The sequence below is a fragment of the Natrinema sp. CBA1119 genome (assembly GCF_002572525.1).
In the GTDB taxonomy this organism is placed as follows: Archaea; Halobacteriota; Halobacteria; order Halobacteriales; family Natrialbaceae; genus Natrinema.
The window spans coordinates 2,664,485-2,687,542 of record NZ_PDBS01000001.1 but is presented as its reverse complement, the minus strand read 5'-3'; the positions used below and the strand labels follow the sequence as shown (position 1 = coordinate 2,687,542).

24 protein-coding genes and 1 pseudogene are annotated in these 23,058 nt (G+C 64.8%); 9 read left to right on the top strand and 16 right to left on the bottom strand.

The features are described 5' to 3' along the window. Positions 1-19: 19 nt before the first annotated feature. From CP556_RS13315 to dcd, 4 genes and pseudogenes are all read right to left on the bottom strand, one after another. Positions 20-711, bottom strand: a pseudogene (locus CP556_RS13315) (alpha/beta fold hydrolase). A 206-nt stretch (positions 712-917) separates the two neighbouring features. After that, positions 918-1,649 (bottom strand): hypothetical protein, encoded by a 732-nt coding sequence (locus tag CP556_RS13310; protein WP_098726067.1) that lies wholly within the window; start codon positions 1,647-1,649, stop codon positions 918-920. Positions 1,650-1,775: 126 nt separating this feature from the next. Beyond that, positions 1,776-2,855 carry a Vms1/Ankzf1 family peptidyl-tRNA hydrolase gene (locus CP556_RS13305; RefSeq protein WP_098726066.1) on the bottom strand — a complete coding sequence of 360 codons (1,080 nt, stop codon included), beginning with the start codon at positions 2,853-2,855 and terminating at the stop codon, positions 1,776-1,778. A gap of 95 nt (positions 2,856-2,950) precedes the next feature. Beyond that, positions 2,951-3,553 carry a dCTP deaminase gene (dcd, locus tag CP556_RS13300; protein WP_098726065.1) on the bottom strand — a complete coding sequence of 201 codons (603 nt, stop codon included), beginning with the start codon at positions 3,551-3,553 and terminating at the stop codon, positions 2,951-2,953. A 240-nt stretch (positions 3,554-3,793) separates the two neighbouring features. Between dcd and CP556_RS13295 the strand changes: the two genes are divergently transcribed. Next, positions 3,794-4,609 carry a hypothetical protein gene (locus tag CP556_RS13295; RefSeq protein ID WP_098726064.1) on the top strand — a complete coding sequence of 272 codons (816 nt, stop codon included), beginning with the start codon at positions 3,794-3,796 and terminating at the stop codon, positions 4,607-4,609. Positions 4,610-4,689: 80 nt separating this feature from the next. Here the strand turns inward: CP556_RS13295 and CP556_RS13290 are convergent, their stop codons facing one another. Beyond that, a complete protein-coding gene (locus CP556_RS13290; RefSeq protein ID WP_098726063.1) occupies positions 4,690-4,968 on the bottom strand; it encodes a hypothetical protein in 279 nt (92 codons plus the stop codon). A 199-nt stretch (positions 4,969-5,167) separates the two neighbouring features. On the opposite strand from CP556_RS13290, the gene pth2 reads away from it, so the two are divergent. Further along, complete coding sequence (pth2, locus tag CP556_RS13285) at positions 5,168-5,506, top strand: peptidyl-tRNA hydrolase Pth2 (protein WP_098727400.1); 339 nt, start codon at positions 5,168-5,170, stop codon at positions 5,504-5,506. Here pth2 and CP556_RS13280 read toward each other — a convergent pair. Continuing rightward, positions 5,503-6,510 carry a DMT family transporter gene (locus CP556_RS13280; protein ID WP_098726062.1) on the bottom strand — a complete coding sequence of 336 codons (1,008 nt, stop codon included), beginning with the start codon at positions 6,508-6,510 and terminating at the stop codon, positions 5,503-5,505. The two genes, pth2 and CP556_RS13280, sit on opposite strands and share 4 nt — an antisense overlap. A 239-nt stretch (positions 6,511-6,749) precedes the next feature. Here CP556_RS13280 and CP556_RS13275 point away from each other — a divergent pair, with 239 nt between their 5' ends. Then, positions 6,750-7,544 (top strand): helix-turn-helix transcriptional regulator, encoded by a 795-nt coding sequence (locus CP556_RS13275; RefSeq protein WP_098726061.1) that lies wholly within the window; start codon positions 6,750-6,752, stop codon positions 7,542-7,544. Between the two features lie 167 nt (positions 7,545-7,711). Here CP556_RS13275 and CP556_RS13265 read toward each other — a convergent pair whose 3' ends face one another. The 5 genes from CP556_RS13265 to CP556_RS13245 form a co-directional block, all read right to left on the bottom strand. After that, positions 7,712-9,400: a spermidine synthase gene (locus CP556_RS13265; protein WP_098726060.1), complete on the bottom strand. Its 1,689-nt coding sequence runs from the start codon at positions 9,398-9,400 to the stop codon at positions 7,712-7,714. A gap of 298 nt (positions 9,401-9,698) precedes the next feature. After that, complete coding sequence (locus CP556_RS13260) at positions 9,699-10,139, bottom strand: DUF7344 domain-containing protein (RefSeq protein WP_255291455.1); 441 nt, start codon at positions 10,137-10,139, stop codon at positions 9,699-9,701. A 283-nt stretch (positions 10,140-10,422) separates the two neighbouring features. Continuing rightward, positions 10,423-11,622 carry a redox-regulated ATPase YchF gene (locus tag CP556_RS13255; protein WP_098726059.1) on the bottom strand — a complete coding sequence of 400 codons (1,200 nt, stop codon included), beginning with the start codon at positions 11,620-11,622 and terminating at the stop codon, positions 10,423-10,425. A gap of 241 nt (positions 11,623-11,863) precedes the next feature. Beyond that, entirely contained in the window at positions 11,864-12,850 is a 987-nt protein-coding gene (locus CP556_RS13250; RefSeq protein WP_098726058.1) for an ArsA family ATPase, read from the bottom strand. Further along, on the bottom strand, positions 12,850-13,146 hold the full coding sequence (locus CP556_RS13245; protein WP_090611616.1) for a DUF7990 family protein: 297 nt from the start codon (positions 13,144-13,146) through the stop codon (positions 12,850-12,852). The genes CP556_RS13250 and CP556_RS13245 overlap by 1 nt, the downstream gene beginning before the upstream one ends. Before the next feature lie 74 nt (positions 13,147-13,220). Between CP556_RS13245 and CP556_RS13240 the strand changes: the two genes are divergently transcribed. Further along, the gene (locus CP556_RS13240) at positions 13,221-14,468 is read left to right on the top strand and encodes a CobW family GTP-binding protein (protein WP_098726057.1); all 1,248 of its coding nucleotides are present in this window, start codon (positions 13,221-13,223) and stop codon (positions 14,466-14,468) included. Here the strand turns inward: CP556_RS13240 and CP556_RS13235 are convergent, their stop codons facing one another. Together CP556_RS13235 and CP556_RS13230 are read right to left on the bottom strand one after the other, a co-directional pair. Next, positions 14,469-14,672 carry a hypothetical protein gene (locus CP556_RS13235; protein ID WP_098726056.1) on the bottom strand — a complete coding sequence of 68 codons (204 nt, stop codon included), beginning with the start codon at positions 14,670-14,672 and terminating at the stop codon, positions 14,469-14,471. 100 nt (positions 14,673-14,772) lie between these two features. Beyond that, complete coding sequence (locus CP556_RS13230; RefSeq protein WP_098726055.1) at positions 14,773-15,093, bottom strand: hypothetical protein; 321 nt, start codon at positions 15,091-15,093, stop codon at positions 14,773-14,775. 135 nt (positions 15,094-15,228) lie between these two features. On the opposite strand from CP556_RS13230, the gene CP556_RS13225 reads away from it, so the two are divergent. Beyond that, on the top strand, positions 15,229-15,453 hold the full coding sequence (locus CP556_RS13225; protein ID WP_098726054.1) for a DUF8107 family protein: 225 nt from the start codon (positions 15,229-15,231) through the stop codon (positions 15,451-15,453). Positions 15,454-15,472: 19 nt separating this feature from the next. Here CP556_RS13225 and CP556_RS13220 read toward each other — a convergent pair whose 3' ends face one another. After that, complete coding sequence (locus CP556_RS13220) at positions 15,473-15,706, bottom strand: DUF8007 family protein (protein WP_098726053.1); 234 nt, start codon at positions 15,704-15,706, stop codon at positions 15,473-15,475. Positions 15,707-15,921: 215 nt separating this feature from the next. Between CP556_RS13220 and CP556_RS13215 the strand changes: the two genes are divergently transcribed. Next, positions 15,922-16,530 (top strand): DUF8052 family protein, encoded by a 609-nt coding sequence (locus CP556_RS13215; RefSeq protein ID WP_098726052.1) that lies wholly within the window; start codon positions 15,922-15,924, stop codon positions 16,528-16,530. An 81-nt stretch (positions 16,531-16,611) separates the two neighbouring features. Here the strand turns inward: CP556_RS13215 and CP556_RS13210 are convergent, their stop codons facing one another. Beyond that, on the bottom strand, positions 16,612-18,450 hold the full coding sequence (locus CP556_RS13210; RefSeq protein ID WP_098726051.1) for a carbon starvation CstA family protein: 1,839 nt from the start codon (positions 18,448-18,450) through the stop codon (positions 16,612-16,614). 812 nt (positions 18,451-19,262) lie between these two features. Beyond that, a complete protein-coding gene (locus CP556_RS13200; protein WP_098727399.1) occupies positions 19,263-20,330 on the bottom strand; it encodes a pyridoxal-phosphate-dependent aminotransferase family protein in 1,068 nt (355 codons plus the stop codon). 460 nt (positions 20,331-20,790) lie between these two features. Here CP556_RS13200 and CP556_RS13195 point away from each other — a divergent pair, with 460 nt between their 5' ends. The 3 genes from CP556_RS13195 to CP556_RS13185 all read left to right on the top strand — a co-directional run bounded on the left by CP556_RS13195 (position 20,791) and on the right by CP556_RS13185 (position 23,051). Continuing rightward, positions 20,791-21,219, top strand: a complete 429-nt coding sequence (locus CP556_RS13195) for a Rieske (2Fe-2S) protein (protein WP_098726049.1) — start codon at positions 20,791-20,793, stop codon at positions 21,217-21,219. Between the two features lie 80 nt (positions 21,220-21,299). Then, positions 21,300-22,073, top strand: a complete 774-nt coding sequence (gene dph5 / locus CP556_RS13190; RefSeq protein ID WP_098726048.1) for a diphthine synthase — start codon at positions 21,300-21,302, stop codon at positions 22,071-22,073. 141 nt (positions 22,074-22,214) lie between these two features. Next, on the top strand, positions 22,215-23,051 hold the full coding sequence (locus CP556_RS13185) for a hypothetical protein (RefSeq protein ID WP_098727398.1): 837 nt from the start codon (positions 22,215-22,217) through the stop codon (positions 23,049-23,051). Positions 23,052-23,058: the final 7 nt, after the last annotated feature.

Below are 23,058 nucleotides of genomic sequence, written 5' to 3'. Positions count from 1 at the left end.
CGATCACCCCCGTCCTGTCTTACTGTTTCGTGGGGACGGTCTGCTGAACGAACCGTCGAACCCGATCCGTGTACGTCGCCGGTCGGTGGAGGTTACAGATGTGGCCGGCATCCGCGAGTACTTCCACGCGGCCGTCCCGCGCAGCCCCGGCGTGGGCCCGCTCGCCGCGGCGCATCAGCTTGTCGTTCTCGCCGTTGAGAATGAGCGTCGAGCCGGGGTACGTCGAGAGTTTCGCCCGGAAATCCTCGCCCGCGATGTCCGGCCCCGCGTCGCCGAACTGCTTCGGATAGAAGCCGGCGTCGATGATTTCCCGCTCGATATCCGGTGGGAGGTCCCGATTCCGCACCCAGCGCGTCGCGAGTTTCTCGACGGCGCGCTTTCCGATATCGGGTTTCGTCAGAAGCCGGGACAGCCCCCCGGTCAGTCGCGTGCCGAGTTCCATCGTCTTCACCGGGTTCACGCTGCTCCCCGACAGCACCAGCGCGTCGACCTCGTCGGGATGGCGATGAGCGTACTCCGTAACCGCGTAGCCGCCGAGCGAGAGCCCGACGAGGACGGCCGACCGTCGGCGTGCGTCTCGAGGGTGTCCTCGAGGACGTCGATCGCCGGCTCCATCCGGAACGGTTTGCCGGCTCGAGTGCCGTGACCGGGGAGATCCGGCGAGACGACGCGGAACGACTCGGAGAGCTCCCGTTGCTGGGGAAGCCACATCTTCCGGGTGAACATCGCACCGTGTACGAACACGATCGACTGTGCGTCCGACGGGCCGGTGACGTCGACGCCCTCGGAGCCGCCGCTTTCGTCTGTCCAAGCCATAGCCCCCGTAGCACCAGGAGGGGCTTAGTAGGCGGCCCGGCGAACCACGGCAGCAGTCCGCTGGCGCAGTCAGCAAACTCCGCTGACGAAACGAGACGACGTTACTCGTCTTCGCCGTCGTCGGAACCGGCGTCCGCGAGCCGCTCCGTTTCGGGGTCGTCTGCGAGCCCCTGTGCGCCGTCCTCGGTCGTCGGCCCGCGATCGGTCGCGTCCGACTCGCGGATCGCGTCCGGATCCACCGCGGCGTCGGTACGGCTGGCGTCCTCGTCGGGATCCACTGCCGCGTCCGTCCGCTGCGCGTCGTCGTCGATATCGACTGCAGTGTCCGTCCGCCGATCATCGTCATCTGGTCGGACCGAGAGCCCGGAATCGCGGTCTGCCAGTTCGGTCGGGTCGACCTCTGCGCCGCGAGCCCGTTCCTCGACCGTATCCATCTCGTCGACCGCGCTCAGACCGTCGTCGTCAGCCATATCCTCGGCGATCTCCGTCTCGTCGACCCCGCTCATTCCGCCGGCCGGCTCCGTCTCCGGCGTTCGGTCCGACGACTCGCTGCGCTCTGCCTCCGCGTCGGTCGTCGAATCGTCCCGTATCGGGAGGGGACCCTCGAGCCGAACGGCGTCTGCGGTGATCTCGCGAACCGATTCCCGCTCGAGCGCGACCGTCTCCTCGGCCCCCTTCTCCCAGCCGAGCGACGACTTGATCGACTCGACGACCGACGGATCCGGCCTGACGTGGGCGACGTCCCCTTCGACAGCGGTGACGACCCCGACCGCTTCGCCGGCGTCGTTCTCGACGGGCTTGTCGACGTCGTCGTCCGAAAACGTGGCACACATACCGTCAGCTATCGCGACTCGAGCCAAGCCGGTGGTGCCTGCAACAGCCAGTCGACGCCGCGGGACGCTTCCAGTCTCCGACCGCATCGAGGCCACAAGTCGATCGGAAATCGCTCCTCGAGGCCGTCAGTCTATCGGGAACCGCAACAGCGCGCCGACGCCGTCGAACGCCTCGCGGAATCGATCCCCGTCCGGGAAGTCGTCCGGAATGACGACGGTCTCGCCACCCTGCTCGGCCGTACGGTCGCCGAACTCCTGCAGTTCGGGGGCCTCGAGCCCCGTCGAGAGCAGTAGCGTCCCGACCGCGTCGTATGCGAGGGCATCGTCGACCTCGTCGTGCCCGTAGGCGACGGGTTCCTCGTCGTCGCGGACTCGCTCGAAGAAGTCTGACAGCGTCTCGCGAACGGCTCCGCGGTCGCGCTCCTCGATCGCCTCTTCACCCTTCGCCGCGAGCTGACGAAGGCCCTGTTCGGAGGCGTACTCGACGGCGTACTCGCCGACGAGGCGGTCCTCGAGTCGGTGATCGAGATCGGCTTCCTCGCGAAAATCCTCGACGGTGCCGGTGGTGCCCCCGAGCAGGACCCCATCGGCCGGATCATTGCCGAGAAACTCCATTTCGGCGCGCTCGGCGACCTCGTCGAAGAACTCGCGCTTCTGACGCTCGCGATCGCGCTCGAACCGTTCGGCGGACTGCCCACCGGCGCTCGATTTTCCCGGGACGGTGCTGTTGAACGTCTCGATCGGGTCGACGCCCTCGTCGTCCAGCCGGCCCAGCGCGGCCCCGCCGCGCTCGACGACGAGCAGGCCGTAGGTCGAGTCGGGCTCCGTGAGGTCCTCGAGGGGCTCGAGATCGAACTCGTTGCCGTGCTCGTAGCGCGACTCGTCGATTGGAACGGGAAGGTCATCGAACGTCGCGGAGACGAGGTCGCCGTCGACGACGCCGGCGTAAATCGCCAGCCCGGTCTCCGGAATCTCGTCGTAGTCGTTCAGGCGGCTCCGGATGTTCTCGAGGGCGTCGACCAGCGGTCTGGGAGCCGACTGCTCGTCGAGTTGGGTCGCCTCGGCGTAGTCGGTCTCGACGGGCTGTCGTGCCTCGCCGATCGATTCCTCGGGCGGGACGGTCAGCGTGACGAGGACGTCGCGGTCCGCCGACGCGCTCGAGAGACGGTCGAGTCGCTCGTGGAGTTCGTAGTTCGAGAGAGACATCGGTAGCGTTGGTATCCCGGCTACGAGCGACCTGGAAGTGAATCCCCTGCCGGCGTGTTCAGCCGTCGCCGGTCGGCTGGCTCCCGCGACCGGGGTCAATCCTCGCGCTCGAGTTGATCGCCGCCGAACTCGTCGTCGCTCTGGATCCGGGAGGCCTGCGGCCCGTCCTGATCCTGGTACTTTGAGCCGCGCTCGCTACCGTAGGGCCGCTCCGCGGCCGTCTTGAGTTCGGTGAAGGTGAGCTGCGAGATGCGCATCCCCGGGGTGAGCGCGACCGGTGCGGAGCCAAGATTCGATAGCTCGAGGGTGATCTGGCCCCGATACCCGGGGTCGCACAGACCCGCAGTGGCGTGCACGACGACGGCGAGGCGGCCCAGCGAGGAGCGGCCCTCCACGTGGGCGATCAGGTCATCCGGGATCTCGACCCGCTCGTGGGTCGTCCCCAGCACGAAGTCGCCGGGGTGCAGGATGAAGTCGTCGCCGTCCTCGACGAGCGTTTCAGTGACGTAGTCGTCGACCTCGTCCTCGGAGTTGGGGTGGATACAGGGAATGTTCGTCCGCTGGAACTCGAGGAACTCTCGGCCCAGTCGGAGGTCGACGCTCGCGGGCTGTATCTGCAGTTTCGGATCGTCGAGGGGGTCGACGACGAGGTCGCCGGCCTCGAGGCGCTCGAGGATGTCCGCATCGGAGAGGATCATACCGTGTCAGAGCGAGTACGGGGCCCTAAATTTCCCGGTCCGCGGTCGGGGCTCGACGGAAGCGCTGCGATCCGGCGCCGCGATCCGACCCCGCGACTCGAGTGCGCCCCGAACGGCACCGACAACCAAAAAGCGGGCCAGATACTCTCGCTCACGATACCATCACGATCGTGTGAATTATCCGAAATCCTCTCTCAGACGGCCTAACCGATTATAACGCTGTATCACGAAGGCCGTCGTATGGACGGGACCCGGACCCGATTCAACGGTGACACGAGGGTTCTGCATCAGCGAGCGGTCAGAATACCGCTTCCCGATCTGGAGGCCGAGCGGGTCTTCCACGAGAACATGATGACCGTGGCGGACGCTCGAGAGCGAAAGGCGGACCTCCTCGCTGACCCTGCGGCGTCCGTGCTGGACGCCTACGAAGCGGAACGCGATCACGTCGCCGAGAGTTTCAGACGGCGGCTTCGACGGATCGCCGGCGAGGACTTCCACGAGGCCGCGATGGCGTACAACCGCGGCGAGCGCGACGACCGGATCGGAGCGGTCGCCGCGTACTACTTCGAGGGAGCGTGGCGGACACAACAGCAGACGACCATTACGGATATGCTGTTCTCCCCGCTGACCCTCCGCTACCCCGATAGCTTCACGCTGAATATCCGATTCGCGAGCGGGTACACCACCAGGGAGTCCGTCTGTTACGAGTCACCGGAACACTCCGCCGAGGAACTGGCCGACGAGCACGCGGAGACGTACTACGAGGAGAGCCTGTACTCCCAGCAACAGGCGGCAACGTACCTCAGAGAGACGGCGGAGCTCATACGCGAGGAGTTCCCCGATCCCGACGAGACCGCGTTCGAGGAGCGAAAGTACGGCGGCGTCGTCTCGGCCAGCGGCCGGCGCGGCTCCGTCTTCTCGGCGATGCTCGAGCGCGTCGACCCGGACCCGGATCGGTTCGCGGAACCGGTCGACGAGCCGACGCTCGTCGAAGCGGGGCCGGAGGCGAGACGAACCGAACGAGAGCTCTGTCTCGACGGCGAAATCGTTTGCTGACTCGGCACGCCGATCGGCGACCTGATCGAAGCGTCCGCCGATCGGATTCTCGACCGTTCCGTCGCCCAATTCGGTAGTCGCTACTCGCTCCGAAGCGACGCTGCGAGGGACTCCAGTTCCGCTTTCCGGAAGGGGCGCTCGGCGGCGTCCGGATCGTCCCCCTCCTCGAGATCGGTCCGGCGGCGAACGGCCGCTCGCATCTCCGATTTCGGGGGCAGACGGTCCGTCTCGATATCGGCGTCCACGGCGTCGCAGATCGCGGCGAGCGCTTCCTTGGTGAACGCGGTCGATTCGACGCGTTCGTACCGGCCCACGGCGAGTCGGATCTCGTTCCGGAGGTCGTCGACGGTCGGTGACATACGGACGGAAAGGTGCCGAACCGTGCTGTACATTTCGGTCGGCCGCCAACTATCTTTCTCCTTCTTCGTCTTCGTCTCCTGCCATGATCGTTATCTCCCGCCCTGATTTTCGTCTCCAGCCATGACGGTGAGCACGGCACTGCCATCGGGCGGGGCCGAGATAGTCAATGCTAACATCGCCCCCGTCCTCGTCTCGGCTATGAAACAGGCAATCGTCGCTCGCACCGACATCGGCATGGGACAGGGAAAGCTCGCGGCGCAGGTCGCCCACGCGTCGCTGTCGGCCTACGAAAAGGCCGACAGCCAGCTACAGGATCAGTGGAAACAGGGCGGCCAGAAGAAAGTCGTCCTGAAGGGCCAAAGTGAGCGGCAACTGCACGAACTCTCCGAGATCGCCAAGAGCGAGGGGATTCCGACCGCCATCATCCGGGACGCCGGACACACCCAACTCGAGCCCGGGACCGTCACCGCGCTGGCCGTCGGCCCGGCGGCGGACGATCGTGTCGATAGCGTGACCGGCGAACTCTCGCTGTTCTAGTCCGAGCGGTAGCCGCGGGGTTCCTCCCTGACCCCCGACTCGTCGTCGGGAAGCGACGCGTCGGTGATAGCGTCCGGAAGTATCCCGTCAGTGAGGGCGCTCGGGAGCAGCGAGCGGACGTCGATCGAGGCGCTTCCCAGGACCGCGAAGCCGGCGAAGATCGTCAGGAAGCCGGCGATCGCGAGCGCGTCGATAGTCTCGCCGAGCAGCGCCCAGCCGCCGAGCGTCGAGACGACGGGGACGACGTAGAAGATCAGGTTCGCGCGGATCGCGCCGGCCGTATCGATGAGGCCGAAGTAAGCGATGTACGCGATGACGCCGGCGAAGATGCTGACGTAGCCCAGCGCGAGGATCGCCTCGGTAGACCACGTGATCGCGGTCGCCGACTCGCCGCTTGCCCAGGCCAGCAGGTGGCTTAGCGCCGCGGCGAAGGGCAGTCCCCAGGCGACGCGGACCGTGCTCGAGAGATCGCTGTCGGCCCGGCGGATGAGGACGGCCCCCAGCGCGGCGGCGATCGCGCCGACGAAGAGGATCCCCTTGCCGACGGCACCCCCCAGCAGGTTCGCGGGGTCCGGGCTCACGACGAGGCCGACCCCGAGCAGGCCGAGTCCCATGCCGGCCCCACCGCGCGGAGAGAGGCGCTCGTCGGAGAGCAAGAACGCGGCGAACACCGGAGTCATGATCGGGTTGAGGCTGTACATGATCGAAGCGACCGCGCTGGTGACGTACTGCTGGCCGACGAACAACAGCGCGTTCGTCAGGCCGATCGCGAGCACGCCGGTCGCGAGGATGCCCCCGACGTCACCGCGCGTCCGCGGAAGTAGCTCCGACCGGGACGACGTCAGACCGACGTACGCAAGCATGACCACTGCGGCGACGTCGAACCGAAGTGCGACAAACAGCAGCGGCGGGAAGTAGGCGAGTCCGGCCTTTGCGGCGACGAACGTCCCGCCGAAGAACAGACTCGAGAGGGCGAAGAAAACGGCAGTGCGACGGGAGACCATCTATGCCGGTACCCCCGAACGAATCGTGTGCGTCGAACCGATACCGGCCGACGCGCGAATAGCGAAGATCATCGTGTTACACCGTAAGAGCGCCGGGCATATAGTTTCGTTCAGAAATTATTTCACAGGAAGAAAGGTCGGCGGGCGGGGAAAATAGCCGGGACCCACGATAGACCGCCAGACCATGAAAGCCTTTCACGCTACGAAAACGATTTCCCGCGGCGACCCGGAGTACTCGTATGGAATCGGCGCTCGAGGAGATCGAGTTTCTCGCGCTCTCGGCGAACCGCGTCGAGGTGCTCGGACTGCTGGCGGAGGGACGACACACGCGCAACGAACTGGCGACCGCGACCGGCGCTTCGCAGGCGACGCTGGGACGGATTCTCGGCGACTTCGAGGATCGATCGTGGATCAGACACGACGGGAGCGAGTACGTCGCGACCGCCACGGGTCGGCTCGTCGCGGAGGGGTTTACCGACTTGCAGGAGATCCTCGAGACGGAAGGGAAACTCCGCGATATCGTGGACTACCTGCCGACGCACGCGATGGACTTCGATCTCCGGCGGCTCTCGGACGCCACGATCACGGTCCCCAGCGCGACGCGGCCGAACGCGCCGCTGAGTCGCTTACTCGATTTCATCCGTGACGGTGACGATGTCCGGACGTTCTCCCACACGTTCAACGGACAGACGCTGCGCGTCGTTCGAGAGCGCGTGACCGCCGGTAACCAGCGGTTCAGCGGGGTCTTCGGCCGCAGCGCGATCGACGCGCTGGCCGACGAGTCGGAGCTTCGAGACCAACTCGAGGCGCTACTTGCAGCCGAGGACGCCGAAATACGGGTCCGCGAGGAGGGCGTCCCGATCGCGATAATGATCGTCGACGACGTCGTCTACCTCCTCTTGCGCGACGAGAACGGCATCCTCCGGGCCTCCGTCGATACCGACGACGACGCCGTCCGCTCGTGGGCCGAGGACTCGCTGGATCACTACTGGCGGACGGCGACGCCGCTCGAGGGCGAGACGCTATCCGACTGAAGAGTATCCGACCGAAGAGTATCCGACTGAAGAGTATCCGACCGAAGAGTATCCGACCGAAGAGTATCCGACCGAAGAGTATCCGACCGAAGAGTATCCGACCGAAGAGTATCCGACCGAAGAGTATCCGACCGAGGTTCGATCAAAAGTGGTGCGTGGTCGGAACGCTACGCTGGAACTGGCCTGGTCTGTGCTGGGTCGACTGTCACCGACTCGAGCACCGGTGCGGGCCGTGCGAGCGCGATCGGATCCGGTCTGACCCCGAGCGGTTCCGATCCCGTCCCGATCGATGCGGGTTCCGGCTGCGTCTCCTCCTCCCCGGTCTGTTCGATGACGTACTTCTGGCCGACCGTCGACGCCTGGAGGCTGTCGACGGGCGCGTGGTCCTCGGTCAACACCGGGACGTCGTCGGTTCTGGGTTCGTCCAATGAGGTCTCGATTTCGCCGCTCAGGTCGATCCCCACGTCGCGGCGCTCGTTTCGTTCGGCGAGCTCGGCTTCGGTGAAGTCCGTGTCGGCCTTCGTGGCGACCACCTCGATGTTCTGGACCGAACCCGTGTCCGAGGTGCGATAGCTGTAGGTCGAGGCGAAGGCCTCGTCGATCGTCTTGTACTGCGCCCGGTAGAACTCGGAGCCGGCCCCGCTGGGCGAGGCGATGACGTTCGCGAGGAAGACGCCGTCATCGGAGAGTCGCTCCTCGGCCAGTTCCATGAACCCCAGCTGCGTCAGGTGGATCGGGACCTGATCCTTCTGATAGGCGTCGAGGATGATCAGGTCGTAGGTCGTGTCGGTATCACGGAGGAACCGGCGGCCGTCTTCCGTGTGGGCGGTCATGTTCTCGCCCTCCTCGAGGCGGAAGTAGTCCTTCGCGGCCTGCGTCACCGCGGGATCGAGTTCGGCCACGTCGACGTTGACGTCGTATTTCCGTTCAAAGTCCTTCGGCCCGGTATAGCCGCCCCCGCCGATGAACAACACGTTCTCGACCTCGTCGGGATCGTCGACCATCAACATCGGCAGGTGGAAATATCGCGTGTACTCGAAGACGTGCCGGTCGGGATCATCGAGATCCATCGCGCTGTGGCGGGCGTCGTCCAGGTACAGCGTCCGGACATCGCCGTCGTCGATGACCTCGAGTTCCTGGTAGGCCGTCTGGGTCTGGTAGACGACGTCGCCGCGGTGGTCGAACGCCACCGGCCCGAGCCCGGCCGCGACGACGAGCAAGAGCGCGATCGCGACGCTCGCCGCCGCCGGCCGCGGGGAGAGGGCGGGGAGCGTGAGCGCGAACGCAGTTCCGACGAGAATGAGCCCGAACAGGAGCCCGATCATGTCGATGCCGAGCGTCGGAATGAGGAGATACGTCGTCGCACCCGCACCGACGATGCTGCCGATGGTGCCGAGCGCGTAGACGTGTCCCGACGCTTCGCCGATCCCCTTCTTCTCGGAGAGTTCGGCCGCGTAGGGGCTGATAAAGCCCAGCAGGTATGTCGGCGGCCCGAAGAGGATGAGCACGGCCGGGAGCGAGGCGTACCGGGCCGGGAGCGGCATCGCAGACGCCGAGAGCAGCAGTTGGCCGCTCCCGTAGACCACGATGGCGACGTAGGCCGCCGTCCCGAGCAAAATCCAGGTCATTCGACGGTTCGATGCCGTTTCCGCTCGTTTTCCGCCCTGCCAGTACCCCAGGCTCAGCGCGGCGAGAAACACGGTGATGATGCTCCCCCAGGTGTAGATACTGCTGCCGAACTGAGGGGCGATGATCCGGCCCGCAAGTATCTCCAGCCCCATACTGGTGACGCCGGAGACGAATACCGCGACGTCGGGTTTCGTCGGTCGATAGCCGGACAGCTGCCGCATACTCATTATCGGACAGTAGCGGTCCCGTAATGAGAACTTGTCGCCTCACACCGACAGTCGCCGGGACTCGAGCGGCGAGGTCGCCACGGCGCTTCACTGCTGTCCATTCTGGTGTTCGGTATGAGTCGATCACCGCTTCCTGAGACGGTGGTAACGGCGGTGCAGAGAACACAATCGCTCAGAACGCGGTCGTTTCAAGCATGAACAGCGCCGTGATGATCACACCGAGGATCAACCCGGGAAGCTGGAGTATCCTCACCGCAGGCGCGAGGAGAAGGCTGAGGCTGACGCCGATACCAGCGCACTACCGGTCGTTGGCGCTCGTACCGGTCGCATCCTCCTTCGCGTCGTCCGTCTCCAAAGGGGCGGAATCGAGGTACTGCCGGCACTGCTCGAGGCACTCGCCCGGCCGCACGATGCCGCGAGGTTTGTCGTAGTCGATGATGCCCGCTTCGTCGAGTTTCGGCAGGTGGGACTGGTAGAGTGAGATGTAGACGCGCTGGCGCTCATCCGATATCAACTGATTGACGGTCGTCTCGTGTTCTTTCGCGGCAACGTGTTCGGCGACATCACACATCTTGACGAGGTCGCCCGCCTGCAGCATGTACCGGATCGCCTCTCGACGGCGAAAGGTCTGCAGAATGTGAAACACGTCGTCGAGAGAGAGGTCCGCCGTCTCTTCAGTCGGCGATTCACTATCGCTCGCGTCTGAAACGTCGGCGGGTTGATTTGTAGTAGCTGTCATACTCATTCGGATAGCACACTTTCTTACTCACAGGTAGGGGCAATTATCCTTCCGCCAAAATAGCATGGTATGTCTTGGAATCGCCACTTCCAGTTCGGAACCATCGTTCGTGGTCGGTAGATACTGCAGAAATCACAACCATGAGGAGAGGTGCCTCGGTTTTCGTTCACATCGTCGTCGAGCCGCCGACAATTCGACCGGGGCGCACCTCAGTGCTCGCGTCGGTTCCGCGGATCCCGGGGCGCACACCGAGCGCAACCACCGCTCGAGTCGAAGCGATCGTTCAGTTCGTCGTGATGACCTCGATCACATCCCTCGCTTCGACCTCGTAGTCCCTGCCGAGCTGCCGGTTGCTCCGACAGTCGATCGCGTGCAGGAAGCCGTCGCCGATGTCGGAGTGGAGGCTGTACGCGAAGTCCTCCGCGGTCGAGTTCGGCGGGATCAGATAGCAGTCGGGCAGCACCTCGCCACGTTCGTTCCCCAACCCGTTCGCGCCACCGGGGAACACCGGCGTCACGCCGAGTACGTCGAACAGCGCCGTCTCGAGGGCCGCCTGGACCCCCGTCGCGCCGAACTCCTCGAGGAAGTCGCGGATCTGCTCTAAGCCCTCCTCCTGATCGCCGGAGACATCACCCAGAATGTCGAAGTCCGCGTCGCCGGGTCGGTAGTCGACGACGCCGGCCTGTTCGGCCGACTTCAGCGCCTTCTCGGCGTGGGCGCTGCAGGGGACGATCGTCAGGTGATCGTACTCGGGATCGCCGGTAATCTCCTCGTAGTTCGCCTGCGCCTCGGGGGTGTCCATCTTGTTCGCCGCGATGACCATCGGTTTGGTCTCTTTACGGATCTCGCGGGCCAACTCGAGTTGGTCGTCCGCGTCCCACTCCGCGGGGTCGAAGCCGACGCCGACGCGCCGGATGAGGCGTTTGATCTCGTCTTCGCTGGTCTTGAACGCGCTCATCTGCTCGGCGAGTTCCTCCTCGATGGCGTCGTCCTCTGTGGTGTAGCCCGTCTCGTATCGAGTGATTCCCTTCTCGAGGACGCCCAGATACCACTGGTCGAGTTCCTCCTCGAGGAAGGCGATATCGTCCCGCGGATCGTGGCCCTCCGTCGCTTCGCCCTCGGCGTCCGTTTTGCCGGAAAAGTCGACGACGTGGACGAGCACGTCGGTTTCGTTGAGGTCGGAGAGGAACTGGTTGCCCAGGCCGTTGCCCTCGTGTGCGCCAGGGATCAGTCCGGCCACGTCGACGAGTTTCGTCGGGACGAACCGCGTGCCGTCCGTACAGTAGCCGACGTTGGGGGTGCACTCCTCGTCGAACTCCGGTGCGGCACAGTCGACGCGGGCGTAGGCCTCGCCCACGCTGGGATCGATGGTCGTGAACGGGTAGGCCCCCTCGGGCACGTCGTTCATCGTTGCGGCGTTGAAAAAGGAGGACTTGCCGACTGACGGTTTGCCGACTAGTCCAATCCGGTAACTCGCACTCATTATCCGGAGTGGGCGAGCAGCGCCTAAACGGGTTTCTGTCCGACGGCGGAGTGGTATGGGCATCCCTGGCACGACGATAACAGAATCGAATCGGCTCTCGCGGAATATCGGTACGAACGAATCAGTACGGACCGCCGAACCGGACTCGAGTGGCCGTCGATCGGCACTCGAGCTATAGCAGCCACTGAAAGTCATTGCACGCCTGATCGAACGACAGCTGTCCGATCAGTGCTGAATCGTTTCAGTGGCTACTATAGACGTGTGTCGGCGGCTCAGCGGCCGTCTCGATGTGTAGTTCGCCGGCGACGTCCGCCAGGAGATCACCCTTGACCTCCGAACTCCGCCAGCCGATTTCGGCGACCAGCGGCGGCTCGAACTCCGAGCGGATCGTCTCGAGGCGTTCCGTTTCCGTCTCGACGCGCTCGCGGAGGTAGCGAGCGCCGCGGCCGTTCTCGTCGGGGTCCGGCGACGGCGTGAGTTTGTTGGCGACGAGGCCGCGGACCGCGAGGTCCTTCTCCCGGAGATCGTCGATCGCTCGCTCGGTCTCGTTTAGCGACAGTTCGTCCGGGTTCACGACGAGGAAAAAGGCGGCGTCGTCGTGCAGCGCCGAGCCGGCGAACTCGAAGAACTCCTTGCGTTCTTGGAGCCGCGCGAGGACGGGGTCGCCCTCCATCACGCGGCGCGGTTCGTTGTTGCCGATCGCGGCCTTCTCGAAGAGATCGATGCTCGTCCGTCGCTTGTGCATCAGCCGGTCGATCCAGTCCTCCAGCAGGTCGGGAAGTCCGAGAAGTCGGAGCGTACTCCCAGTCGGCGAGGTATCGAAGACGACGCGATCGTACGGCTCCGAGTTCCGCATCACATCGATGAACCGATCGAACAGCGCCGATTCGTAGGCTCCCGGCGTCCCGTGGGACATCTCGAGTTGGCGGTTGATCTCGTTGACCATCGACGCCGACACCTGCTCCGAGAGGTCCTGTCGGATCTCGTCGAGGTGGCGCGTCACCTCGTCCTCGGGATCGATCTCCATCGCGTCGAGCCCGTCGATACCCTCGACCGATTGCGGGGAGTCGTCGAACGGTTGATCGAACACGTCGGTGACGGAGTGGGCCGGGTCGGTCGAGACGACGAGGGTCCGCTGGCCGTCGCGCGCACAGCGGAGCGCGTACGCACAGGAGACGGTCGTTTTGCCGACGCCACCCTTCCCGCCGAAGAAGACGAACGGCTCCATCAGAAGTGGTACTGCTGGCCCTTGCGTTCGAGGTACGTTCCGCGGTCCCACAGCCGCCGCTCCCACGATTCGAACTCGTCCTCGAGGTACGGGAGTAGTTCCGCGGTGTAGTACGAGACCGGCGACGGGATGCCGAACGCGTCCGGGAAACACGCCAGGATGAACGCGTCCTCGGCGTCCTCGGCTTCCTTCTCGATCTTCTCGTAGGCCGGGTGCGAGATCATCCCGTGGTAGAGCCCCCGCAGCCACTCGTCGAGCGTCTCGCGAAACGCTTCGATCCGATCGGCCAGATCCATGTCCGTACGTCTGTACCGCACGCTAAAAACCCTCGTGGCTCGGTTTCAAGGCGCTGCGATCCCAGTGACCGGATATGAATACGGACACGAACGATGAAATCCCGGTGACGATCCTCTCCGGCAGTCTGGGTGCCGGCAAGACGACGCTGCTCAATCACCTGCTGTCGAACGCCGGCGACCGGACGCTGGCGGTCCTCGTCAACGACATGGGCGAGGTCAACGTCGACGCCGAACTCGTCGCCGAGGGGTCGGAACTCGAGCTCGACGACGGCGTCGCGGAGCTCTCGAACGGCTGTATCTGCTGTGAACTTCAAGACGACCTCGAGACCGCCGTGGTCAGGCTGGCTCGCGACCGATCCTTCGACCACCTCGTCGTCGAGTCGTCGGGCATCTCCGAACCCGCGCCCGTCGCCCGGCTGTTCACGACCGAATCCCGCGTCGCCGCACTCTACGATGTCGACACGCTCGTAACGGTCCTCGACACGCCCGCCTTCCTCGAGGCCTTCGCGGGGGAGGAACGGCCGGAGCGAACCGGGAACGAGGACGACCGTCCGCTTTCGGATCTGCTCGTCGAGCAGCTCGAGGTCTCGAACCTCGTCTTGCTGAACAAGGCCGATCTCTGTCGCGAGACGGAACTCGCGGAGGCCGAGGAACTCGTCCGTGCGCTCCAACCCGACGCCGAGACGATCCGCACGGAGTTTGCCGCGGTCGATCCCGACCGTCTGCTCGGCGCCGACCTGTTCGACGCCGCCCGCGTGAACGATCTCCCCGGCTGGAAGCGAGCGCTGGCGTCGGCCGACGGCGATCACGGACACGGAGACCGCGACGGCGACGATGGCCGTCACGACGAAACCGACGGCGACCACCGCGATCATCACCACCCCGACGAGGTGTACGGCGTCTCGTCGTTCGTCTACCGGTCCCGCCGGCCGTTCCATCCCGAACGGTTCGCTGACTTCCTCCGGGACCTCCCGGGATCGATCGTCCGCTCGAAGGGGACCGCCTGGCTCGCAACCAACGAGATGCGGGTGTCGATCGCCCAGGCCGGTCCGTCCGTCAGGGCCACCGCACAGGGCCCCTGGATCGCGAGCCTCCCCGAGGTCGAGCGCGACATGTATCGGTCGAATCGACCGAACCTCGAGTGGCACGACGAGCACGGTGACCGCCGGACCGAACTCGTGTTCATCGGCACCGACTACGACGAGTCGACGCTCCGGGCGGCGCTCGAGAACGCACTCGTCACCGACGAGGAGCGGGAGACGGATCTCGACGGCCCCTTCCCCACCGAACAGGGCGACGAGACCGTTATCCGAGAGCCGTAGTCAGCACGCACAGTCGCGGCCGGTCGAGCGCTCGAAGCGCATCTCCGTGCCACAGTCCGGACAGACCGGTTCCCCCTCGAGGTCGACGTCCCTGATCCGAACGGCGCAGTCGTCACACCAGTAGGCCCCCTCGGAGCCGTCGGCAGGGCGGTCCTTCGGTGTGGGTGATGCAAGCGCTGCTTTCACCGATTCGATGAGCCCCATAGTCGATCGTTCATCGTGAACACCGATAATACTGTGCGATAAATTAGCACGATTTCGCGATCGCGCGGTTCGCGCCGAACGTACCGACCGGTCTCGTCCGCTAACCGACGACTAACGGGACCGCGAGCGCGATGATCAGCGCCGTGAGGATCGGAATGAGGTAAAACAGTCGTTCGGCGCGGACGGCCGACGGGACGGCGCCGATCGTCTCCGGCCGGGCGGTCCACACCTGGCGGTGGAAGGCGACGACGGTAGCAACGGCGAACAGCGCGCCGGAGAGCACGATCGCGGTCTCGAGCGACAGCCCCAGCGCCTGTCCGTACAGCGGGCCGAACGATAGCAGAATCATGAAGGTGAGCCCGGCGACCACGACGAACGGCACCGGGTCCACGTGCGATCCGTGACGGTTGCGAAGTCGCATACGAAGCGTTCGCCCTCGAGCGGCAAAGAGTTACACCGTGCGCTGGCAGCCGTGATCGAACTCGTTGACGTCGGTGGTGAATTCGCGACTGGCGTTACGGTGAACAGTTAAGTGGCGGTATCATCGTCTCCCTGTATGAGCGATGGGGACTCCGAGCAGGACGGGTTCGAGGCGGGCGTGTCGTCCTCGCAGGGCGATCCGCGCGTCCTGCTCGCGATGAACGCCGTACTATCCACGCTGTTCGCGTGGTCGATCGTCTGGGGACTGTCGTTTCTGGGATTCGTCGAGTTCGGAATCATCAACGTCGCTACGGCCGCGATACTGGTGTTCGCGATGACGTATCTCGTGACGATGTCGTAAGCGACGCCCGCTCGTCTCGCTACCGGCCGTAGATGAGCCGGCGACCGAGATCGTCGAGTCGGTCGGTGACGCGCCCCGCCCAGGCGCCCGGCGAGACGCGCCGGAGCGTCTCGTCGTCGACCTCGATAGCGGATTCGCCGAACGGATCCCGTGTCGCCTCTCCGCCGCCGTCATCGTCATCGCCGGACGAGGCGACATCGACGACCGTCGACATGGAACAGCGGCCGCAGGCTTCGGTCTTCTTTCCTCCCATGTGTATCCCTTGCACGGTAGTTCGTCTCCGAGGGCTAAAGTCTACTGCCGACTCGAGGGGCTGCGATGACGAGGCGGGGTATCGGATCGGTTCCACCGACGATTATTTGATACCCCGACGGTAACCGGTGGTATGAGAGAACGAGTCATGGATCCGGAGAGAACGGAACTGGTACCGGGTCGTGAGCGATCACTGTCACACCCCGTCAACGCACGATGAGCGAAAACGCGCAACCAGCGGAACTGCCGGCGGAGATCCGCGAGGCGGTCCCCGACTGGGACGACGAGTACCTCGACCGAGTGTCCGACCGACTGATGTACAACTACGACCTCGAGAAAGATCGCCGCGTCGGCGGCGAGCGCTGGGATCTCTACGGGGAGATGCGCGTTCTCAGCCAGAAGCAGTTCTTCCATCCGGCGCTGAGCTACGCCGATCACGAGGCCGAGGAGTTCCTCTTCGTCCGGCACGAATCGCGGCCGACCGTCGCGGAACTCGAGCGGCTCGTCGACCTCGGTCACGAACTCGCCGACGAGCGCGTCGTCGCCGACGAGGAGCACTTCGGGACGGACTTTACCTTTGTCCTCGCCGCGGACGAACTACCCGACGACGTCCGCGAGTTCGTTGCCGGCTTCCGTGACCGAACGTTACTGAAGTTCGGCTATCACGGTCACTACGAGATCAACCTCCTCGTCGTCGTCCCTGAAGTCGAAGCACACGTCGCCAGCGAGGCCGCCGACATCGTGGAGGCGTTTACCCTCTGGGACGACGTGAGCTCGCCCGAAGAAGGGTTCTTGTCGCGGTTCGCGAAACGGTTCTGGCGGTAGCGTCGTTCCGGCGGTTGCAGACTGTTCTAGCGATCCGTCGTATCCAGCGGCTGAAAGAAACCGAATGACAGTCGGTCGCTGCTAGTCGTCGCCCGGTTCCGCCGCGGGCGTCTCGGGGCCGCGACGGACGGTCCGAATGTTCTTGTACCCAAGTCGGACGAGTGCGAGTGCCAGGCCGATGAGGACGAGGCCGAGAGCCATCTGCACGCCCGAGGAGATCATCGCCTCGGTGGTTTCTGCCCCACCCTCGAGCAGGTTCAAGTAGAGGTTCTCGTAGAACACCAGGATCGACAGTCCGAGGACGGTGATCGTGACCATGATCGCCATCGGAACGCCGGTGGAGATGAGCTGTTTGTTGTCATCCCAGTTGGCGAGCCAGACGGTCGCGGTGAGCAGCGCAAGCGCCGCGAGCAGCTGGTTCGCGCCGCCGAACAGCTGCCAGAGGACGACCCACTGGCCGGAGACGACGAGCAGGTACGCGGGAACGATCTGGACGATCGGGTTCGTGTACCGACCGCGTGCGATCGAGCGCGGATCGAGGTTCAGCCCGGTATCGCTCCGTCCCGCGGGCGTGCCGACGAGTTCTTCCATCATGTACCGACCGAGACGGACGGCCGTGTCGGTCGACGTGAGCAGGAAGCTACAGAGGACCAGCGCCATGAACACGGCACCGACGTTCTGGGGAATGCCGAGACTCGTGAGAATGAGTCCACCACCAGACGCGAAGTTCGGCAGTGCAGCACCGATCCCACCTGCGGGGTCGGCGAATCCCCACACTGCGAGTGTCGAGAGTGCAACCGCGGCGAGAAGACCTTCGCCGAGCATCCCGCCGTAGCCGATCAGCCGAGCGTCGGTCTCATTGTCGAGCTGTTTGGCGGTCGTCCCCGAGGAAACCAGCGAGTGGAACCCGCTGATCGTCCCACAGGCGATCGTAATGAACAGCAGCGGGAACAGCGGAGCGTATCCCGCCGCTTCAACGCCCCAGAAGCCTTCGAACGCGCCGATGGTGCTGTCGACAACGAGCGGCTCGGACGACGTTCCGAGGAGTGTCCCGACGATGATCGCGACGATAGCACCCCCGACGCCAGTGTACAGCAGGAACGACGACAGGTAGTCACGCGGCTGGAGCAACACCCAGACCGGCAGCGCGCTCGCGATCGCGGCATAGACCATGACGACTGGTATCCATCCCGCAGTGTTACCGCCAAGCGCGGCAGCTCCCGGCACCCAACTCCCGTCACCGCCGAGCAGCACGATCGTCCCGGCCGGATAATCACCGGCGAACAGCGCCAGCGGGTACTGGAGCCCCACCCAGACGGCCGCAAAGACCCCCGCGACGAATAGAATCGTTCCGGGGATGAACGGGCCGTTGAACTGGTACAGGTAGACGCCGAACACCAGTGCCAACCCGATGTAAATCAGGGATGCCGTTACCACCTGCGGATAGGCGTTGAAGACGATCCCCACGACCAACGCGAACACTGCCACGACCAACATGATCGTCAGGAACGCGAACCACAACAGCATGTTTTTGCCGCTCTCCCCGACGTACTCGCCGATCATGTACCCGATCGACTTCCCTTCGTGACGGAGACTGCCCGACAGCGATACGAAGTCGTGAACGGCACCCATCAACGGGTTCCCGATGGCGATCCACAGCAAGGCGGGCACCCATCCCCAGATGGCGCCGGCCGTAATCGGTCCCACGATCGGTGCCCCACCCGCGATACTCGAGTAGTGATGGCCCAACAGGACCGGTTTCTTCGATGGAACGTACTCCTGTCCGTCCTCGTATTTGTGAGCCGGTGTTTCCGCCTCCTCGTCGAGTTCGACGAACTGCGTGAGGTACCGCGAGTATCCCACATACCCCATGGTAAACGTTACTAACACTGCCGCGATGATCCAGATTATCTGAGTCATGGTACGTCTACGCAAATCCAGTGGGTTCGATAACCTTAATTGTTATTTATATTATTTGGTGGCTATCTTCCCATTTTTAATTAGACCGGATAATATGGTTTTTTGGACGTAACACCACGTCTGAAAGGTAAAAGAGAAGGGAAGAACATTTTTACAAATATCTTATGATTAATGATGTATCTGAACAACCGATACTATATCAAAACTGAAACGATTCACACACCGATCACACAGTCCGCGGTTCTCACGGCTCGCTTCGCTCGCCGGTCGCATCCCCGCGGTTCTCGCTCACTCCGTTCGCTCACGGCTCGCTTTGCTCGCCGTTCGCATCCCCGCGGTTCTCGCTCACTCCGTTCGCTCACGGCTCGCTTTGCTCGCCGGTCGCATCCCCGCGGTTCTCGCTCACTCCGTTCGCTCACGGCTCGCTTTGCTCGCCGGTCGCATCCCCGCGGTTCTCGCTCACTCCGTTCGCTCACGGCTCGCTTTGCTCGCCGGTCGCATCCCCGCGGTTCTCGCTCACTCCGTTCGCTCACGGCTCGCTTTGCTCGCCGTTCGCATCCCCGCGGTTCTCGCTCACTCCGTTCGCTCCGAACCGCGCTCGCTCCGAACCGCGCTCGCTCCGAACCGCGCTCCCGTCGAGCGATCGGGTGTGCAGTGACGGTCAGTGGCTACTCTATCTCACGGATTGTCTTCTCAGGAAATCGTACAGTCGACAGTCCTCTCAGGGAACGAGTGCCGGTTTCGGACGAGACGGTCGAAACGGATCGATCGACTCCCAGATGCGGCCGGGAACGGTACAACGGGCCGACACACTACTCCAGAACCGCTTCGAGCGCATCCATCGTCCGATCGATGCGCTCGAGGCGCGCGTTGTGTCCCATGTGTCCGATCCGGAGGATGTCGTCCGCGAGGTCGCCGAGGCCGGTCGCGAGGACGATATCGTGCTCGGCAGCCAGCGTTTCTTGGAGCGCTTGTGCGCGTCCGTCGACCTCGAGTGCGGTCACGGTCGGCGACGACCGCGCGGGGGCAGGATAGAGCGACAGCCCGAGATCGTCGGCTCGCTCGCGACACCGCCGCGCAGCCGCTTCGTGGCGCTCGAAGACGGTCTCGAGGCCCTCCTCGAGCAACAGGTCGATCGCAGTGTCGAGGCCGTACAGGTTCGCGGCGAGGTGCGTGTAGGGGAACCACTCCTCGTCGGCCGCGTCGCGCCACGGCTCGAGGTCGGTGTAGAGGCTGTCGGTCTCGAAGGACTCGATCTTTCGCCAGGCGCGGTCGCTGACCGAGCAGACCGTCAGTCCCGGCGGCGCGCTGAAACACTTCTGCGAGGCGCCGAGACAGATGTCGATTCGCTCCGTCGGGACCGCCACCCCGCCGAGCGAGGAGACCGCGTCGACGACGCTGATCACGTCGCGCTCGTCGAGCACCTCGAGGACCGGTTCGATATCGTTGAGCGCGCCCGTCGGCGTCTCGCAGTGGACCAGCGTCGCCGCGTCGAACGAGCCCTCCTCGAGGCGGGCTTCGACTCGCTCGAGGTCGAGCGGCTCGTCCCACGGCGCGTCGCAGACCACCGCCTCGCCGTCGGCCATCTCGACGAAATCGGCGAACCCCTCGCCGTAGAGCCCGTTCGCGATACAGAGCACGCGGTCGCCCGGTTCGACCAGCGACGCGACGGCGGCCTCGAGGCCGAGGATGCCCTCGCCGCCGAGGATCGCGATGTCGTCGTCGCCGTAGATCGCCTCGAGTTTGGCCGTGAGGTCGCGGTAGAATTCGAAGAATTCCGGCTCGACATCCGGGTTCGGCGTCGGCTCGCTCATCCGCTCGCGGACGGCCGCCGGCACCTCGGTCGGGCCGGGCGTCATGCGCAGTCGATCGTCGGTCATACGGTGGGTACCGGCGCGTTCGGACATAAAACCTCTCGAGACGAGTGGAGGGGTCTCGATCGCTGTTGGGAGAGAACGTGAATGGAACGGAGAGGTACTGATGGGAAGGTGTGAGACGAAGCGTCCTGCTAGCGTGGCAACAGGGAATAGCCACACCCTCCCCAGCCGATTCGCTCGATCGCTCCACTCTCTCGCTCATCCCTCGCGCAATATCGTCGGCCACCCTCGCTGACACTCGGCTGGCCGACAGCGCGCGCCACCGCACGCCGGTTGCCTGGTCTGGAGCGATAGGTGGTTCCCCTCTATCAAACGTGTAGCCCATCATTCGACGAGCTATTTCCTCGTCGGCCGTCGCAGATGCATCTCCTTCATCCGACCCCCGGCCGATTCTCGTCTGCGGTGGGATGGGTTCGAGGCCTCGAGAGCGTTTTTCCGTTCGGCGCGCGTATCCCCGCTCAAGATGAGCGAGCGCCGACGGCTCACGACCGTCGAGACGGTCCACGAAAACCGGTCGTGGCTGTTCACGATCCGAGATCAGTACGGCGAACCGGACGAAGCGATCCTCGTGCCATGCGGGGACAACGTCGAGGCGTGGATCAATCGCTGCACCCACGAGGCCCAGCGGTTCGATACGGGCCGCGGGGCCGCGATGCGGGACGGACAGATCATCTGTCCGAAACACGGCTCGATGTTCGACTCCTGCTCGGGCTATTGCGACAACGGCGAAGCGGCCGATACGACGCTCTCGGCCGTCGAAGTCAGCGTCGACGACGGCGTCGTCTATCTGACCGACGACGACGTGACCTTCGCCCACGAGGGCGGGATCGACGAGGGCGACGACGCGGACGATGACGACGGTCCCGCGTCGACCTCCCACATCGGATTCTGATCGGCCGCGACGGCGAACGACGCTCGAAGAGGTGTGCGCGTCTCGAAAACGTATTCCGCGCGCTACGACTACGACCGCCTATGCTCACCTTCATCGGCCTCGGTCTCTACGACGAGCGCTCGATCACCGTCGAGGGCCGGGACGCCCTGCGGGCGGCCGACCGCGTCTACGCCGAGTTCTACACCAGTCAGCTGATCGGGACGACGATCGACGACCTCGAGTCGTATCACGACCTCGAGATCGAGGTCCGGGACCGCGCCGGCGTCGAACAGCATCCCGACGACATGCTCACAGCGGCCGAGGACGAAGACGTCGCGTTCCTGACGGCGGGCGATACGATGATCTCGACGACCCACGTCGACCTCCGACTGCGCGCTCACGACCGCGGAATCGAGACGCGGGTGCTCCACGGCGTCACCGCCCAGACGGCCACCAGCGCGCTAACTGGACTGCAGAACTACCGCTTCGGCAAGGCCACCACCCTTCCGTTTCCGTACGCCCACGGGGCCGAGGGACTCCCGGCGAGCGTCACGGAGACGATCGACGATAATCGCGCCGACGGGCTGCACACCGTCGTCTATCTGGACATAAAGGCCGAGCGCGAGGAGTACATGACCGCCGACATCGGTGCCGACCTGCTCGCCGAGGAGTACCCCGATCTCGCGGGCGTCGTCGTCGCCCGCGCGGGGAGCCCCGATCCGCTCGTCGAGGCCGGAACGATGACCGAACTGGCGGACCAGGAGTTCGGGGACCCGCTCCACCTGCTCGTGATCCCTGGGGAGTGTCACCTGCTCGAGGCCGACGCGCTGGTCGAACTGGCCGGTGCGGATCGAGATGTCCTCGAAATCGCCTGACGGCGGTTGAGGATCGCTGACGACGGTTGAAGCTCGGTGACGACAACCGGTTCGGCGGCCGGTATCGTCCTCCCGAACAACCGCGTTTCGATCGGAAACGGACGCCGGGAGATTTACGGTCGGTGCGGGAAAGCATGGGCCATGAGCGGTCCGGAGGTCACGGACGATGGGGTCCGCCCCGAGGGGTCGACGGAAGCCGGCGACCGGCACGACCTCGATCGGGAGACAATCGAGTTGGCCCGCGAGGAACTTCGGACGACGTTCGACTATCAGGTCGAACGCGTCCAGGAGATCGACGAGAAAGCGATCGAGATCCTGAAGGCGAACCTCCTGTTGATCGGGCTGGTCGTCACCGGCGGCTCGATCGTCGTCCAGACCGATATCGACGTGGCGGCCTTCCTGAACCCCTTTACGACCGCCAGCGCACTCCTGTTGCTCGCCTCGACGGGACTCGCGGGCGTGACGTACACGGCTTCTAACCTCCGGGGCGGCATCGACGGCGACGCGGTCGAGTCCGCACTCGCGACGGCGCGAGCCGAGCCGGCGGCCGACGCGGACCGGTTCGAGGTACGACTGCTTCGAAGCTACGGCCGGTGGATCGAGTACAACGCGCGAGTGACCGCCGTCAACGACATGTTCGCGACGATCACCGTCCTCATGGTGATCGCCGCGTTCGTCTACGTGGTCGCGGGAATCGGCGTCGGCGCGCTCGGTCCGTCGACGCTCGTCTCGGTGATCGCCTTTCTCGCGCTCACGGCCGCGCTGCTGTGGCTCGGGGCCTTCGCGTACTACATGGACCACCTCGGCGCGAGCGACGAGCACTGGGAGGGGACGTTCGACGGCGTCCGGATCTCGAAGGGCGTGACCCGAAAGCGCGGACTGTCGACGCTGCGGTCGATGCGCAGCGAGGGCGCGACCGACGAACGGGAGGAAGAAGCGGCCGCGGAAGGGGTCCCGGAGCAAAGCTCCAGGCGCTGAACCACAC